Raw genomic sequence first — 16,599 nt, 5'->3', positions numbered from 1 at the left:
ACAGGGCGGAAACGAAACAGAAACGAAACAGAAATGACAGAATTGTTTGAAAATCAAGGAAAAAAATGCTATACTGAAAAATGTATTTCAATTGGAAAAGAGGACAGGAAATGAAGCCGATAGAAGCATATGTAAAAAGTATTCCGGATTTTCCGGAGCCGGGAATTATATTCAGGGACGTTACCAGTGTTCTGCAGGATGCAGACGGACTTCGTCTGGCAGTGGATCTGATGCAGGAAAAGCTGGCGGGAATAGAATTTGATCTGATCGTGGGACCCGAATCAAGAGGGTTTATTTTTGGTGTTCCCATTGCGTACAACCTGCACAAACCGTTTATTCCCATCAGAAAAAAGGGAAAACTGCCAAGAGAGACCGTTTCCATTCAGTATGATCTGGAGTACGGGACGGCAGAGCTGGAGATCCACCGGGACGCCATTCAGAAAGGGCAAAGAGTCGTGATTATTGACGACCTGATGGCCACGGGAGGAACCAATGAGGCGATGATCTCCCTGATCGAAGGTCTGGGAGGGATCGTGGTAAAAACGGTATTTTTGATGGAACTTGCAGGACTGAAGGGAAGAGACCGGCTTCAGGGCTATGATGTGGATTCTGTTCTGATCTATCCGGGAAAATAGAGAAAAGCAGAAAGGAGGGATTGGTAATGTCAGAGATAACTACATACGAGGCAATAGACGACAGGATCGCAGCAGACTTACTAAGTCCCGACAGTCTGCTGGGGCTGGAGCAGGTAGACGGCCATGCGGTAAAGGCAAAGGAGGCTTACGAGGATCCGGACGCGCTTTTTAGAATCCTGATTTCCCGCATCCGCAGATACCATCCGTCCACGGATGTATCCATGATCGAAAAGGCATATCGGATTGCCAGAGAGGCTCACGGAGACCAATACAGAAAATCCGGAGAGCCTTATATCGTTCATCCGCTGTGGGTAGCCATCATCCTGGCCAACCTGGAGATGGATAAGGAAACGATCGTAGCAGGAATGCTTCATGATGTGGTGGAAGATACCCACATTGATGAAGAGTTTGTTCGCAGGGAATTTGGAGAGGAAGTAGAGCTTCTGGTCAACGGCGTTACCAAGCTGGGACAGCTGTCCTACTCGTCGGACAAGCTGGAGGTCCAGGCAGAAAATCTGCGGAAGATGTTTCTGGCCATGGCGAAAGATATTCGCGTCATTATCATCAAGCTGGCGGACCGCCTGCATAATATGCGGACACTTCAGTTTATGACGCCAGAAAAGCAAAAGGAAAAGGCCAAGGAGACCATGGACATCTATGCGCCGATCGCGCAGCGTCTGGGTATTTCCAAGATCAAAACGGAGCTGGATGATCTGGCCTTGAAGTATTCTCAGCCGGAAACCTTTTTTGATCTGGTGCAGCAGATCAATGCCAGAAAGACGCAAAGGGAAGAATTTGTCCAGCAGATCGTAAAAGAAGTGTCTGCCCACATGGAGCGGGCAGGGATCCGGGCGGAAGTCAAAGGAAGGGTCAAGCACTTTTTCAGCATCTACAAGAAAATGGTCAACCAGGATAAAACGGTGGATCAGATCTATGACCTGTTTGCCGTTCGGATCATTGTGGATTCTGTAAAGGACTGCTATGCGGCGCTGGGGGTCATCCATGAGATGTATACGCCGGTACCGGGGCGGTTTAAAGATTATGTGGCGATGCCGAAGCAAAACATGTACCAGTCTTTGCATACCACCTTGATGAGTTCGGTGGGACAACCCTTTGAGATCCAGATCCGGACACAGGAGATGCACAAAACGGCGGAGTACGGAATCGCAGCCCACTGGAAATATAAAGAATCCGGCGACGGAAAGAAGAATGTGGGAAGTCAGGAAGAAGAAAAGCTAAGCTGGCTCAGACAGATCCTGGAATGGCAAAGAGACATGTCAGACAACCGGGAATTTTTGAATCTGATCAAGGGAGACCTGGATCTGTTTGCGGAGGATGTGTACTGCTTTACCCCACAGGGTGATGTAAAAAACCTGCCCAATGGCTCTACGCCCATTGATTTTGCCTATGCGATCCACAGTGCGGTGGGTAACAAAATGGTAGGAGCCAGGGTCAATGGCAAGCTGGTACATATTGACTATAAAATACAGAATGGGGACAGGATCGAGATCCTGACCTCGCAAAACTCCAGAGGACCCAGTCGGGACTGGCTGGGGATCGTAAAAAGCACCCAGGCCAAGAACAAGATCAACCAGTGGTTTAAAAAGGAGTTCAAAGAAGGCAACATCGTAAAGGGGAAAGAGATGATAGCCGCCTACTGCAAGGCAAAGGCGGTAAGCATGCCACAGGTGATGATCCCCAAGTACCAGGCTGTCGTTCAGAACAAGTACGGATTTAAAGACTGGGAGGCAGTACTGGCGGCAGTGGGGCATGGCGGCTTGAAGGAAGGCCAGATCGTCAACCGTCTGGTGGAAGAATACAACAAAGACCACAAGCAGGAGCTGACAGACGAGGTAGTACTGGAGAGAGTGGCAGAGGCAGCCAAAAATAAAGTACACATTGCCAAATCCAAGAGCGGTATCGTGGTGAAGGGGATCGATGATATGGCGGTTCGTTTTTCCAGATGCTGTAACCCCGTTCCGGGAGATGAGATCGTGGGGTTTGTAACACGGGGAAGAGGTCTTTCCATCCACAGGACGGACTGCGTCAACATGATCCACCTGACAGAGGCCGAACGGAACCGGCTGATCGATGCAGAGTGGGAGACGGATGTGGTAGAAAAAGCAGGAGGCAGATATCTGGCGGAGATCAAGATGTATGCACAGGACAGGCAGGGACTTCTGATGGAGATGTCCAAGATCTTTACAGAAGCAGAGGTAGACGTGAAATCCCTGAACGTCCGCACCAGCAAGAAAGGAACGGCTACCATTGAGACAGGCTTTATTGTCAATGGAAGGGAGGAGTTGTCCCGACTTATCCAGAAATTCCGGCAGATTGAGGGCGTGATCGACATAGAAAGGACGACAGGATAGAAGAGATGAAAGTAGAACGTTTTGCAACAGGGATCTTAAGCACAAACTGCTATCTGGCGATTTGCGAGGAGACGAAAAAGACGGTGGTGATCGATCCGGCAGCGTGTCCTTCTTATTTGATGGAGCATATGAAAACCGAAGGGCTGCAGGTAGAGGCGATCCTTCTGACACATGGCCACTTTGATCATACCATGGGGATCGAGGGATTTCTCCGGGAATATCCGGTACCGGTATATGCCTGCGAGGCAGAAAAGGAGATCCTGTCTGCTCCCCGGAAAAATCTTTCCCTGACTTATACGAAGGGATATTCTTTTGAAGGCGCAACCTTTTTGCGGGATGGCCAGGAGCTGGAACTGGCAGGCTGTATCTTCCGCATGATCCACACGCCGGGACATACGCCGGGAGGCTGCTGCTACTACGTGGAGTCAGAACAGATCCTGTTCAGCGGAGACACCCTGTTTCAGAATTCGATAGGAAGAGCGGATTTTCCGGAAAGTGATCCCCAGGCTTTGCTGGATGCTATCCGGGAAAAGCTGTTTGTACTGCCGGATGAGGTACTGGTCTATCCGGGGCATATGGGAGAGACGACCATCGGCCATGAGAAACGGAACAATCCATACTGTAAATTGAGGGATGTGCATGATATCGATCATTTGTAAGAGGGAGATGAGTGTCTATCATGCCTATCATATGGTGCAGGCTTTTTTCCCATCGGCAAAGCTTCAATGCCGGGTGGAGGAGGAAGCCTCTCATTATGTGGGCGTATGGGCAGACGGCAAAGAGATCCTTCTTCTTTCGGAGGACATCCGAACAGGGGAATCGGATCGGGAATATAAGCAGAGAATGGAGCGGAAGCTGTACGACGCACTTTCGGACTACAAGGGGAAAAAGCTGGCCTGGGGCAAGCTTTCCGGCGTTCGTCCTACCAAACTTGCCATGAAAAAAATGGAAGAAGGGATGGAAAAAGAGGAGTTTCTGAGATGGTTTTACGAGACCCATCGGGTTGGTGAAGAAAAAGGGAGGCTGGCCTGGGAGATCTCCGAAAGAGAAGCAAAAATCCTGGAAAAACTGGATACCCAAAAAGGGTACAGCCTGTATGTGGGGATTCCTTTTTGTCCTACCGTGTGCAGCTATTGTTCTTTTGGGTCGGGAACCTGGGAAACGTGGGAATCCCGGTCGGACGCCTATCTGGATGCCCTGTGCAGGGAACTGGAATTTCTGGGGCGGGCCTGTAAGGAAAAACGGCTGAATACCATTTATATCGGAGGCGGAACCCCCACCGCCCTGCATGCCCGTCAGCTGAAAAGGCTTCTGGAGGTGATAGACCGGCAGTTCTCCCAGGAGTTTCTGCTGGAATATACGGTGGAAGCAGGAAGACCGGACAGTATTACGGGAGAAAAACTGAAGCTATTAAAAGAACATCCGGTAACACGGATTTCCATCAATCCGCAGACCATGCAGCAAAGGACCCTGGATCTGGTAGGCAGACGCCATACCGTCAGACAGGTAGAGGAAGCTTTCTTACAGGCAAGAGAAGAGGGCTTTGATAATATCAACATGGATCTGATCCTGGGACTTCCGGGAGAGGAGCCAAAAGATGTGGCAGATACCATGCGGCAGGTGGAGCGACTGGGATCGGACAGCCTGACCGTTCATGCGCTGGCCATCAAGCGGGCGGCAAAACTTTCCGTTCAGGATTTTGGAGCCGGAGAAGAGGCGTTTGCCAGGAAAATGGAGGAAATGACGAGGATCTCGGCAGAGGCGGCCCGGTTCATGGGGCTGCATCCCTATTATCTCTACCGGCAGAAAAATATCGCGGGAAACTTTGAAAACGTAGGATATGCAAAGGTTGACAAAGCGGGAATATACAATATACTAATTATGGAAGAAAAGCAGTCTATCGTGGCGGCGGGAGCCGGTGCTTCCACCAAGATCCTGCTGAAGGAAGCGGTGGAGCAAAAAGGGAAAATGACGAATCTGATCCGTATAGAAAACAGCAAAGCGATCGACGTCTATATGGATCGTGTGGAGGAGATGCTGGCAAGAAAGGAAGAGTGGTTATGACGTTGAAGAAAAAGCCGATAACAGGTATGAAGGATATACTTCCGGAGGAAATGGAGATCCGGGATCATGTGCTCGGACTGGTAAAAGAAACCTATAAAACCTACGGGTTTTCCTCCATGGAAACTCCCTGTGTGGAGCATATTGAAAACCTGTGCAGCAAGCAGGGGGGAGACAATGAGAAGCTGATCTTCAAGATTTTAAAAAGAGGAAAAAAGCTGAAGATCCGGGAAGCGCAGGAAGAAATAGACGTAGTGGACGGAGGGCTTCGGTATGACCTGACGGTTCCGTTGGCAAGGTATTATTCTAACCATGTCAGTGAACTGCCGTCTCCCTTTAGGGCCATGCAGATCGGTCCGGTATGGCGGGCAGACCATCCCCAGAAAGGAAGATTCCGTCAATTCGTCCAGTGTGACATTGACATTCTGGGAGAAGCAGGAAATCTGGCGGAGATCGAGTTGATCCTCGCTACGACGGAGCTGTTGGGAAAACTGGATTTTTCCGGCTTTACCGTGTGTATCAATGACCGAAACATCTTAAAAGCCATGGCCTCCTACAGCGGATTCCAGGAAAAGGATTACGACGAGGTGTTTATCATTCTGGACAAGCTGGACAAGATCGGAAAAGAAAAAGTAGCGGAAGAACTGGCGCAGATGGGATATGCCCGGACCAACATCGCCACCTACCTGGATCTTTTTGACACCGTCAGTCCGGATGTGTCAGGGATCCGGTATCTGAAAGACACTCTGGGAGACCATCTGAAAACAGAGACGGCAGAGGGACTGGAGCAGATCATGGAAAGTGTTGACAAAGCAAAGTCGGCAGACTTTTCGATTTGTTTTGATCCTACCATGGTACGGGGACAGTCTTATTACACCGGAACGATTTTTGAGATCCGCATGAATGGTTTTGGAGGCTCTGTTGCAGGAGGCGGCCGATATGACAGGATGATCGGGAAGTTTACCGGGCAGGATGTTCCGGCATGCGGGTTTTCCATTGGATTTGAACGGATCGTTATGCTTCTTTTGGAACGAGGGTATCGAATCCCGCATCATAAAGCGAAAAAAGCATATCTTCTGGAAAAGAAGCTGTCAGGTGCGCAGGTGCAGAAGATGCTGGAGCGGGCTGCTGCGGAAAGAAGAAGCGGGCATCAGGTTCTGGTGACATACATGAAGAAAAATAAGAGGTTTCAGAAAGAACAGCTGCAGGCAGAAGGATACGAGGAGATCACTGATTTTTATGTGGATTCTATCTGAGAAGAGGGTAAGGATAAAAGGAAGGAAAGAGTAGATATGGCAGAGTCAATGAAGGGGTTGAAAAGATCCCACAGATGTGCGGAATTGTCAGACAGACAGGTGGGCGAAGAAGTTACCGTCATGGGATGGGTACAAAAAAACAGAAATAAGGGAGGTCTGGTCTTTACAGACATCAGGGACCGTTCCGGGATCATCCAGGCGGTATTCGATGAGACAGACGAAGCGCTGCGGGAAAAGGCGGCTTCTCTGCGCTCGGAATATGTGGTGGCAGTCCGGGGAAAGGTGGCAAGACGATCAGGAGCCGTAAATACAAATCTGGCTACCGGAGAGATTGAGATCCTCCCGTCAGAACTTCGGATCCTGTCGGAGTCCGAAACACCGCCGTTTCCCATTGAGGAAAATTCCAGGACAAAGGAGGAACTGCGGCTGAAGTATCGGTATCTGGATCTTAGGAGACCGGATCTGCAGAGAAACCTGATCCTGCGAAGCCGACTGGCAACTTTGACGCGTCAGTTTCTGGCCCGGGAAGGATTTCTGGAAATAGAAACACCGGTACTGATCAAAAGCACCCCGGAAGGGGCGAGGGATTATCTGGTACCAAGCAGGGTACATCCGGGGAATTTCTATGCTTTGCCTCAATCTCCCCAGCTGTTTAAGCAGCTTTTGATGTGTGCCGGCTACGACAGGTATTTTCAAGTGGCAAAATGCTTCCGGGATGAGGACTTAAGAGCAGACCGGCAGCCGGAGTTTACCCAGATAGACATGGAACTTTCTTTTGTGGACGTGGAAGATGTGCTGGATGTGAATGAAAGGCTTCTGGCATCCCTGTTTGAAGAAATCCTGGGAGAAAAGGTGGAGCTTCCCATTCCGCGGATGACCTGGCAGGAAGCCATGGACCGTTACGGTTCGGACAAGCCGGATATCCGATTTGATATGGAACTGACTGACGTGACGGAAACGGTGAAGGACACTTCTTTTGCCGTGTTCCGGGGAGCCGTTGAAGGCGGAGGCACAGTCAGAGGATTGAACGTCAAGGGGCAGGCGGAGATGCCAAGGAAAAAGATCGACAAGCTGGTGGACTTTGCGAAGGGATACGGAGCAAAGGGACTGGCCTATCTGGGGATCCTGCCGGACGGAACCATCAAATCCTCCTTCTCCAAATTCCTGACAGAAGAGGAAATGCAGCAATTGATCGGCGCCATGGAAGGAGAACCGGGAGACCTGCTTTTGTTTGCGGCAGATGAAACCAGGATCGTCTGGGACGTATTGGGAGCGCTGCGGCTGGAACTGGCGCGACAGCTGGAACTGGCAGACAAAGACGTGTTCCGTTTCCTGTGGGTAACGGAATTCCCGCTGCTGGAATGGAATCCGGATCAGAAGCGTTATACTGCCATGCATCATCCGTTTACCATGCCTTATGAAGAGGATCTGGAAAAACTGGACAGCGATCCGGGCAGTGTCCGCGCAAAAGCCTACGATATTGTCCTGAACGGCAATGAGATCGGCGGCGGAAGTGTCAGGATCTTTGATCCATCTATCCAAAGCAGAATGTTTGAAGTTTTGGGATTTACCAAAGAACAGGCCCAGGAGCAGTTTGGTTTCCTTCTGACAGCTTTCCGTTACGGGGTACCGCCTCACGCAGGACTGGCTTACGGATTGGACCGTCTTGCCATGCTGATGGCGAAAGAAGAAAGCATCCGAGATGTGATCGCTTTCCCCAAGGTAAAGGATGCCTCCGATCTGATGACGGAAGCGCCGGGCAGGGTAGAGACCTCCCAACTGGAAGAGCTGGGACTTGCCATCCGAACGACAGAGCAGCCGTTATAGATATGCCTGATATCAGAAAAGGCTGGCATTACGAATGTGCCGAGACGGCTGAAATCTCCGGCAGACCGCTATCGTGTGGTGGATTTGCGGAAATGATTTGGAATTATGACGACGTATAAAAGTCCTATAAGGACGCGGCAGGCTATGGACAAAGTCCTGAGAAAAGCCGGGTTTTCTATGTTTACGACCGCCTTTCTGACAGAACGGAATCAGAAAGGCGGTGTTTTTTTATGCTGACAAAACAAGCAGACAAAAAAGAAACCGGGAAATAGCGGCAGGATACTGGCCAAACAGGAAAAAATTCAATGGTCCATAATATTTGGCAGCTATTAAAAGAAATGTTATTTCGAAACAGATCTAAGACATGTTTCCTGTTACAGAAACGGCAAAAATGACAAGATAATTACGGAATGTATGAACAAATAGAAACGTGGAAACAGATTGACATAAAAAAGAAAATTAAAAAAAGGATAGCGATACAGAAATAAATTGATAAAACAATGAAATAAACATATAATAACAAATAACAAAGCGTTCTTTATGGAGGGAAGGATCATTTTGCCGCCGGCGAAAATGAAAGGTACTAAGGCTCCATAAAAGGAAAACCAGGAATGTCTATTTGGTGCAGGGGCGCTATTTGGTCGAGCAGAAGTGTTGTGTTAGAAATGCCGTTGAAAGCGAGGTGGGAGAATGAAAAAAAGGCTTATTTTTGTGCTGGTGATGTTGTTGGGTATGGGCGGATTATATGGGGTTTCGTTAACCAAAGCAGAGGATCCGGCAAGAGAAAATGGGACAGTGAACAAAGACGCAGCTAAGGAATGGGGCCGGTATCAAAGATCAACTGGGAGATCAGGAGCAACGAAGGAAATTTACTTGGAGGGAAAGGATGCCGTGATCACCATGGAAGATTATGAGCGGACCGTTTATTTTTTTACATTACAGGGGATGGGAGAAAAGCAGGCAAAGGAGCAGGCGGAAATCGATGTAAAAGAGTCGGCGGCGCTGGAAGAAGAAGCACGTAGACAGGGTTACACAGCCAGCAAGAAAGAGATAGAAGAGCGAATCAGAGAACTTCAGAACATGGACGAACTGGATGAAACCTCCAAAAAGATGATGGAGGATGTGATCGAGGGGTACGGTGGAGAGGAAGAGTACTGGAAGTATCAAAAAAAGGTCTATGAAAAGCTGCTTCCGGTGGAAAAAATGGCGGCAGACCTGAGGAAGAAATTCCAGAAAGATCCGCAGGGAGACGGAAGCTTCCAGGAGTGGTATGAGAGGTACAAAAAGGAACTGGTCAAGAAAGAATTCTCTTAAAAAGGCTGTATCAGTGAGGCGCAGGTTTTTTCAGGCTCATAAAATTCAAAAATTTCCGCGGTGTTTCCGGTATTGTCGTGAGGCTGTCTGCTGGTCCAGCAAACCTTTGCCGCACCCATAAGTTCACTTAATCTTACGGGCAACGGACGTGGAACATTTTTATAGGCAATGAAATCGGGGCGGCCCATAAAGTTCAAAAGGCAGAAGGACATCAGGAGAGAGACTCCCCTGGATGCACTTTCTCCATAGGAATTTACGGGAGCGGCCAGCTGCCCACGGACAACATTCTCAGCATGCTTTTTAAACCAGGCGACAATCCGCGGATCGAAGCTTTCAATGCAGTATTTCCCTTCATACCTTCGCAGATGATCCAGAGTTTTTCTGCAGAGAACCGGATTGTTTTTACCGGTTTTCAGTTCTACGATCAGAGCAGTCCTGCCATTTACCAGAGCAAGGACTTCTGAAAACAGGGGGATGTTACTTTTTGTCTGGTGTAACTTTAAGTTTCTTAGTTCTTCGTAAGTCAATTGGTCAACTCTCTTGTCAATGCCGCATACTCTCTTTAACGTATCGTCGTGAAAAACAACGACCTTTCCGTCTTTTGAAAGCTGCACATCAAGCTCGATCCCATATCCCCTTTCGCAGGCCAGGGCGAAGGCTTCCAAAGAGTTTTCGGCAACGGTTCTGTCTTTTGTGTGAAGACCCCGATGGGCAAAGTAACGGGTATCAAGAGCTTTGAACCTGCCAAGCCCATTAAGAGAGGGGGCCGCTAAAAATGCCAGCAGGCAGAAAATTAAGAACAGGATAAAAAGTATATAAAAAATAAATACCATGTAGGTTTTTCCTCTCTTTTCATGTGAGATTTCCTTTCCTCATATTGTACCATATTTGAACCTGATGTAAACAATTCCAACCAGAAGACTTTTGTGAAAAGGAGTACTCTTATGAAACTAAATTATAAAAGAACCCTTTGTGTAGGATTTGCATTTTTTCTGATCTGTATGTTCTGGCAGGCTTATGACAACACGATTCCAATGATTTTAACGAATAAATTTGGTATGTCCCAGTCCTGGTCCGGTTTTATCATGGCAATGGACAATATACTTGCCTTATTTATGCTTCCTCTTTTTGGCGCCCTTTCAGACAGATCCAAAAACCCCAGAGGCAGACGCACTCCCTTCATTGTTGCAGGTACGATCGTTGCGGTCATTGCACTGCTGTCACTTTCTTTCGTTGACAGGATACAGCTGTCGAAGATAGAAGAGGTATCCAAAATTGACGACAGAGCGGCGTTGTCTACCATTTACGAAGCGGTAGAAGACAGGGAGCTGGTCACGCCTCAGGGAGAGAGGTTTACTCTTGGGGAAAAATTTCAAAAGGAGACGTTTTCCTCCATTCCAAGCACTGTTCTGGTTGAGGGAAAAACAAAGACCAATCATGCTTATACCAATTATGTCGTTCCGGCAAGACAGGCTTATGTCCGGGAGATCACCAGAGATTCCAAGTGGGTTCTTTTCCTGTTCATGGCGATTTTGCTACTCCTTCTGTTGGCAATGTCAACCTTCCGGGCGCCGGCGGTAGCATTGATGCCGGACGTAACGGTGAAGCCTCTCAGATCCAAAGCCAATGCCGTAATAAATTTAATGGGAACGGCAGGAGGAATACTGATCCTTATTTTGGGGGTTTTCTTCAAAACAAGTGCCCTTTCAAATTCCATGATGAGTTATCTGCCCTTCTTTTCTGCGATCGGAGGACTGATGATAGCTGCTTTGGTAGTGTTTTTATTTACCGTCGATGAAGTGACATTTGTGAAAGAAATGAGGGAAGAAAGTAGAAAATATGGATTGGAGGAGGAAGAAAAAGAGGAAATTTCAGAGAAGAGAGACTTGGGGAAGGGGCAGTTTCAGTCGCTGTTGTTTCTTTTGGCGTCTATCGTGTTCTGGTTCATGGGATATAATGCTGTCACATCCAAATACTCTGTGTACGCGACGACGGTTCTCCATAAAGACTATAATCTGACCCTTATGATCGCACAGATCGCAGCGATCGTATCCTATCTCCCCGTCGGGATCGCTGCTTCAAGAATCGGAAGAAAAAAGACGATTATGGCAGGAGTGATAATGCTGGCGGCAGCATTTTTGGGGGCTATGACATTAAATTCCGACAGTCCCGCTTTGCTGATGAATCTATTCTTTGCTTTGGCAGGGATCGCTTGGGCTACGATCAATGTAAATTCCTTTCCGATGGTGGTAGAAATGTGCAGTGGAAGTGATGTGGGAAAATATACAGGCTATTACTATACTGCATCCATGGCAGCGCAGGTAGCCACGCCGATTCTTTCGGGAATGTTGATGGATCAGTTTGGAATGGGAACCTTATTCCCTTATGCGGCAATTTTTGTGACGGCGGCCTTTGTCACTATGTTTTTTGTGAGGCATGGCGACTCGAAACAGATCGCAAAGACTGGACTGTCTGCATTTGAGGATATGGATTAGGAACAGAAAATGAGGAGGTATGAGGAAGGTTTGATGAGTAAGAAAGTATTGCCGATTATATATGCGTTACTGGCAGCAGTTTTTTACGGGATAAACGTGCCGTTTTCCAAAATGCTTTTCCTTTATATTTCACCGACGCTTCTGGCGGGATTGCTTTATCTGGGAGCCGGGACCGGCGTGGGAATCCTCTGCCTTTTCTCTGGAAAGAAAAGGAGAGAGGAGGACAAACTTGCAAAAGAAGACCTGCCTTATGTAGTTGGCATGATCCTTCTTGATATTGCGGCGCCTATTCTCCTGATGCTGGGGGTCCGGTACGGTTCTTCGGCCGGGGCTTCTCTTTTGGGAAACTTTGAAATTGTCGCAACTTCGCTCGTTGCTCTCGTTATTTTTAAAGAGAAGATCACGAAAAGACTCTGGATCGCCATTTCCCTGATAACGACGGCAAGCATCCTGCTTTCTTACCAGAAAACGGCAGGCCTGGAAATCACACACGGCTCCCTATTCGTCATTCTTGCTACCATCTGCTGGGGATTTGAAAACAACTGCACCCGCAAAATAGCGGAGAAAAGCACCTATCAGATCGTCATCATAAAGGGACTCTTTTCAGGGGGAGGAGCGCTGACAATCGGTTTGTTTTTGGGAGAAACTATTCCGAAGCTGCCATATCTTTTATCGGCGATGCTGCTGGGATTTGCATCCTACGGCCTTAGCATATTTGTATATATAAGAGCACAAAGAGACCTGGGCGCAGCCAAGACGAGCGCCTACTATGCCACCGCTCCGTTTCTAGGATCCTTTTTATCTTTTGTGTTATTGGGGGAAAAATTATCGGCAGCCTATAGCGTTGCCCTGGTGGTCATGATCGTGGGGACGGTCTTTGTGATCCTGGATACTCTCATGAAATCTCATTCGCATCTTCATGAACACAGGATCCTTCATACGCACGGCGGCATCACACACATTCATGTGATCCGGCACGAGCATGTCCATACGCATATAAAGACAGAAGCGCAACATGCGCATTATCACAGGAGAAGAACGATGGAACAGGATCCGCATCACAAGTAAAGAGGGAGCTTTTGTTTCATGGAACACATTTTATCCTACAACTTTATAATTCTATAACTCCACAATTTCGGCTTATAGGAAAAAACGTGTTGGTCTATAACTCTTGAAATATTTTGTCCTATAATTCAAATATAACTCGCAATTTTCCTGCGAAAACAAAAAACAGCACCCTGATCATCCAGGATACTGTTTCTGAGAGAGCGACAGACGGGGTTCGAACCCGCGACCCCGACCTTGGCAAGGTCGTACTCTACCAGCTGAGCCACTGTCGCAAAGACGTTCTTACGAACAATAGTTAGTCTACAACAAATGGTGAAAAATGTCAATTCTTTTTTATACAATTTCCATTTTCAAGAATTTTATGGACTGATTTTTCAAGAAGTCCGTTCCCGTCAGACATGCCTTTGTGCGATTTCCCCTTAGAAATTCGACAGGAGACGTGTTATACTGTAGTCATACGAGGAAGAAGGGAAAGAAAGATGAAAGAAGAAGTACACACAAGGAATCCTTTGGGAGAGGAAAAAATCGGGATTCTGATGGCAAGATTTATTTTTCCGGCCATTATCAGTATGCTGGTCAGTTCTCTGTACAACATTGTAGACCAGATCTTTATCGGAAGGGGCGTGGGAATGCTGGGAAATGCAGCGACAAACATTGCCTTTCCGGTGTCCATTATCTGTACGGCAGTCGCTTTGCTGCTTGGGATCGGAGGCGCCTCCAATTATAACCTGCTGATGGGTGCGGGCAGAAGAGAGGAAGCCAGCAGGGTTGCCGGCACCAGTCTGTCCATGCTTTTGTTCAGCGGGGCTGTGATCGCGATCATTACGCTGGTATTTCTGGATCCGCTACTGCATCTGTTTGGCGGAACCCGGCAGATCCTGGAGTATGCCAGACCCTATACAGGGATCACCGCCTTTGGCGTTCCGTTTCTTGTCTTGACTACAGGAGGCAACCACTTGATCCGGGCTGACAGAAGTCCGGCCTACTCCATGTACTGCATGCTGACAGGAGCCATTCTCAACACGATTCTGGACCCGCTGTTCATTTTTGTGTTTGGATGGGGGATCGAAGGAGCAGCGTGGGCAACGGTATTGGGAGAAACCGTATCGGGATTGATGGTGCTCTTTTATTTCTGGAAACAGAAAAAGATGGTACTTCGAAAAGAAATGCTGGTACCCAGATGGCGTTATCTGAAGGTCATTGCCTCTTTGGGAGTCGCTTCCAGTCTGAACCAGGTGGCCATGGCGATCGTTCAGATCACGCTGAACAACGTGCTGCGGCGATACGGGGCAGATTCCGTTTATGGGTCGGATATTCCCATTGCCTGTGTGGGAGTGATCTCCAAAGTAAACATGGTATTTATGGCCATCTGTATTGGGATCTCCCAGGGCTGCCAACCCATCTGGGGCTTTAACTGCGGAGCCAAAAACTATGACAGAGTCAGGAAAACCTACCTGCGGGCTTTTCAGGTGGCAGTTGCGGTAGGGATTTTGTTTTTTATCCTATTTCAGTTGTTTCCGGATCAACTGGTATCCATATTTGGGACAGGCAGTAAAGAATACTTTCAATTTGCCCGCAGATATTTCCGGATTTTCATGTTCATGGTGTTTATCAATGGGATCCAGCCTATGTCTACCGGATTTTTTTCCTCTATCGGAAAAGCCGGACTGGGAGTGTTTATGTCTATGACCAGACAGATCCTGTTTTTGCTGCCACTGATCCTGCTATTTCCCCTGCTGTTTGGGATAGACGGCGTGATGTACGCCGGCCCCATCGCAGATGGTGCCGCGGCGCTGGTAGCGATCCTGTTTGCAGGAAGAGAACTGCGGCGGATGCGCAGAGAAAAGGAAGGATGTTAGGTGTTTTTGTGTGGGCCTCACCTGTAGTTCCATTGAACCAAAAGTTGCCGAGTAAAGTCGAGAGAAATCTCAGCTTTATTTTGTCTACAGTCTGAACAGAGAGGATAAAACCTCTCTGTTTTTTTAGGAGAAGGAAATGGCAGAAGCGATTAAATATGGATTTTATACTGTAAATCCAGATTACCTTGAATATCTAAATCAAATAGATTCGGAAGTTTATTCCAACCCGTCATATAGAAGCAGTATTAAACCATTTGTTGGAATTATTGTTGGGATAGAAAGTTATAATTATTTTATTCCAATTTCTTCTGCAAAAGAAAAACAGAAAAGATGGAAGAATGTTTCCGATGAGCATTTTCTGATTTACGAGGTAATTGATAATAGCATTACTATAAATGGAGATAGTTACAAATTTATTTATGAATGATTGGAGAAGTGGAGTGATATCTGCTTCTCTTTTTTATGCAAGGGGAAGATTTATAAAAAACTTTAGAGGGACAAGAAAGAATCCAACATCAAACAACATCAAAAAATGTGAAAAATATCAAATCATAGTTGAAAAAGAAAAAAGGGTATGATATATTATTTCTTGTAAATGAGAATCAATTTCAAAATGAGAACTTAAGGAGGAACTATGTCGGCAAAGCTTGTGTCTTATCTGCTTTCACAGAAACATGCCGGGAAAAGGCTGGTATGTCAGCTGATCCTGCAGTGCTCCCCCTTTTTAAAAGGTTTGAAGCCGTCTTGTGCCATAACCCTGGAAAAGAAAGACTATCAAAAATTATATACGTTATTTAACGGGACAGATGTAAAATACAGGATCCTGTCGGAACGAAAAGGACGATTTTTGGTATTTTTTTATTGGGAAAAAGCATTGGGCCGTCGTCTGAAAAGACGGGAGGCCAGATGTTTTCTAAGGGAGTTTGGCTACAGGGAAGAGGGGCTGAAGCAGCAGCTGGCAAGACTGGAAGTGAGGGTAAACAGATACTTTCAGGCAGACAGAGGATTTCCTCATGAGATCGGTGTGTTTTTGGATTACCCGCTGTGCGATGTCAAAAGCTTTATCCGCCGGAAAGGAAAGGACTGTCTTTTTTCCGGATATTGGAAGGTCTATCACAATCCGGAGGAGGCCAGGTCTATTTTCAAAACCTATGATGAAGCGAGAGAATGTGCGGTGCGGGAGTTTTTCCTGGGAAAAAACATACAGGACATTTTGAAAAAAACTGCTTAAATACAAAGTCAAGGAGGATGGAACAATGAGCATACCAGTAGTTTATTGGAGTGGAACGGGGAATACGGAAAAGATGGCGGAGGCCATTGCAGCAGGAATCCGGGAAGGAGGAGCAGAGGTAACGGTACTGGGGATCGATGCCATCAGTCCGGAGGAGCTGGCGGGGAATGCAGTATTTGCGCTGGGATGCCCGGCAATGGGAGAAGAGGTTCTGGAAGAAGGGGAAATGGAACCATTCGTAGAAGCGCTGGAAGGCAAGGTGTCAGGAAAGAAGATTCTTTTATTTGGTTCCTATGACTGGGGAGACGGAGAATGGATGCGCAGCTGGGAAGAGAGAATGAAGAATGCGGGAGCTGTTTTGTCAGGGGACGCAGGAGTCATAGCGAACATGGAACCGGATCAGGAAGCAATTGATCTATGCAAAAGTGCCGGAAAAGCGCTGGCGGGAAACGCATAGAAAAGTGGATTTTTGAGGCGGCTA

Annotated in this window: 14 protein-coding genes and 1 tRNA gene; 13 read left to right on the top strand and 2 right to left on the bottom strand. The window is 47.5% G+C overall.

Annotated elements, in window-relative coordinates:
- The first annotated feature begins 110 nt into the window (after positions 1 to 110).
- From SOW26_RS04835 to SOW26_RS04805, 7 genes are all read left to right on the top strand, one after another.
- The gene (locus SOW26_RS04835) at positions 111 to 635 is read left to right on the top strand and encodes an adenine phosphoribosyltransferase (RefSeq protein WP_154478414.1); all 525 of its coding nucleotides are present in this window, start codon (positions 111 to 113) and stop codon (positions 633 to 635) included.
- Positions 636 to 661: 26 nt separating this feature from the next.
- Positions 662 to 3,007, top strand: a complete 2,346-nt coding sequence (locus SOW26_RS04830; RefSeq protein ID WP_154478416.1) for a RelA/SpoT family protein — start codon at positions 662 to 664, stop codon at positions 3,005 to 3,007.
- Positions 3,008 to 3,012: 5 nt separating this feature from the next.
- Complete coding sequence (locus tag SOW26_RS04825; RefSeq protein ID WP_320651987.1) at positions 3,013 to 3,666, top strand: MBL fold metallo-hydrolase; 654 nt, start codon at positions 3,013 to 3,015, stop codon at positions 3,664 to 3,666.
- Complete coding sequence (gene hemZ, locus SOW26_RS04820) at positions 3,647 to 5,071, top strand: coproporphyrinogen dehydrogenase HemZ (RefSeq protein ID WP_320651986.1); 1,425 nt, start codon at positions 3,647 to 3,649, stop codon at positions 5,069 to 5,071. Before SOW26_RS04825 ends, hemZ begins: the two co-directional genes overlap by 20 nt.
- The gene (gene hisS, locus SOW26_RS04815) at positions 5,068 to 6,324 is read left to right on the top strand and encodes a histidine--tRNA ligase (RefSeq protein ID WP_276960294.1); all 1,257 of its coding nucleotides are present in this window, start codon (positions 5,068 to 5,070) and stop codon (positions 6,322 to 6,324) included. The genes hemZ and hisS overlap by 4 nt, the downstream gene beginning before the upstream one ends.
- A 36-nt stretch (positions 6,325 to 6,360) precedes the next feature.
- Entirely contained in the window at positions 6,361 to 8,151 is a 1,791-nt protein-coding gene (aspS, locus tag SOW26_RS04810; RefSeq protein ID WP_320651985.1) for an aspartate--tRNA ligase, read from the top strand.
- A 690-nt stretch (positions 8,152 to 8,841) separates the two neighbouring features.
- Positions 8,842 to 9,465: a hypothetical protein gene (locus SOW26_RS04805; protein ID WP_320651984.1), complete on the top strand. Its 624-nt coding sequence runs from the start codon at positions 8,842 to 8,844 to the stop codon at positions 9,463 to 9,465.
- On the opposite strand, the gene SOW26_RS04800 is transcribed toward SOW26_RS04805, so the two are convergent.
- Positions 9,462 to 10,298, bottom strand: coding sequence for a glycerophosphodiester phosphodiesterase family protein (locus tag SOW26_RS04800; protein WP_320651983.1), 837 nt, complete (start codon positions 10,296 to 10,298; stop codon positions 9,462 to 9,464). The two genes, SOW26_RS04805 and SOW26_RS04800, sit on opposite strands and share 4 nt — an antisense overlap.
- A gap of 111 nt (positions 10,299 to 10,409) precedes the next feature.
- Here SOW26_RS04800 and SOW26_RS04795 point away from each other — a divergent pair, with 111 nt between their 5' ends.
- Positions 10,410 to 11,960 (top strand): MFS transporter, encoded by a 1,551-nt coding sequence (locus SOW26_RS04795; protein ID WP_320651982.1) that lies wholly within the window; start codon positions 10,410 to 10,412, stop codon positions 11,958 to 11,960.
- A gap of 33 nt (positions 11,961 to 11,993) precedes the next feature.
- A complete protein-coding gene (locus tag SOW26_RS04790; protein ID WP_320651981.1) occupies positions 11,994 to 13,028 on the top strand; it encodes a DMT family transporter in 1,035 nt (344 codons plus the stop codon).
- A 199-nt stretch (positions 13,029 to 13,227) separates the two neighbouring features.
- Here SOW26_RS04790 and SOW26_RS04785 read toward each other — a convergent pair.
- Positions 13,228 to 13,300: transfer RNA gene (locus SOW26_RS04785), tRNA-Gly, on the bottom strand.
- 207 nt (positions 13,301 to 13,507) lie between these two features.
- Here SOW26_RS04785 and SOW26_RS04780 point away from each other — a divergent pair.
- The 4 genes from SOW26_RS04780 (at position 13,508) to SOW26_RS04765 (ending at position 16,575) form a co-directional block, all read left to right on the top strand.
- On the top strand, positions 13,508 to 14,887 hold the full coding sequence (locus SOW26_RS04780) for an MATE family efflux transporter (RefSeq protein ID WP_276958740.1): 1,380 nt from the start codon (positions 13,508 to 13,510) through the stop codon (positions 14,885 to 14,887).
- Between the two features lie 136 nt (positions 14,888 to 15,023).
- On the top strand, positions 15,024 to 15,314 hold the full coding sequence (locus SOW26_RS04775) for a type III toxin-antitoxin system ToxN/AbiQ family toxin (RefSeq protein WP_331679569.1): 291 nt from the start codon (positions 15,024 to 15,026) through the stop codon (positions 15,312 to 15,314).
- Between the two features lie 207 nt (positions 15,315 to 15,521).
- Positions 15,522 to 16,118: a DUF3793 family protein gene (locus SOW26_RS04770; protein WP_320651980.1), complete on the top strand. Its 597-nt coding sequence runs from the start codon at positions 15,522 to 15,524 to the stop codon at positions 16,116 to 16,118.
- Positions 16,119 to 16,143: 25 nt separating this feature from the next.
- A complete protein-coding gene (locus tag SOW26_RS04765) occupies positions 16,144 to 16,575 on the top strand; it encodes a flavodoxin (protein ID WP_320651979.1) in 432 nt (143 codons plus the stop codon).
- Positions 16,576 to 16,599 lie beyond the last annotated feature (24 nt).

The organism is Suipraeoptans intestinalis (assembly GCF_034091795.1).
Lineage (GTDB): Bacteria > Bacillota > Clostridia > Lachnospirales > Lachnospiraceae > Suipraeoptans > Suipraeoptans intestinalis.
The sequence above is the reverse complement of the archived record's forward strand: the minus strand, read 5'-3'. Positions and strand labels throughout refer to the sequence as shown.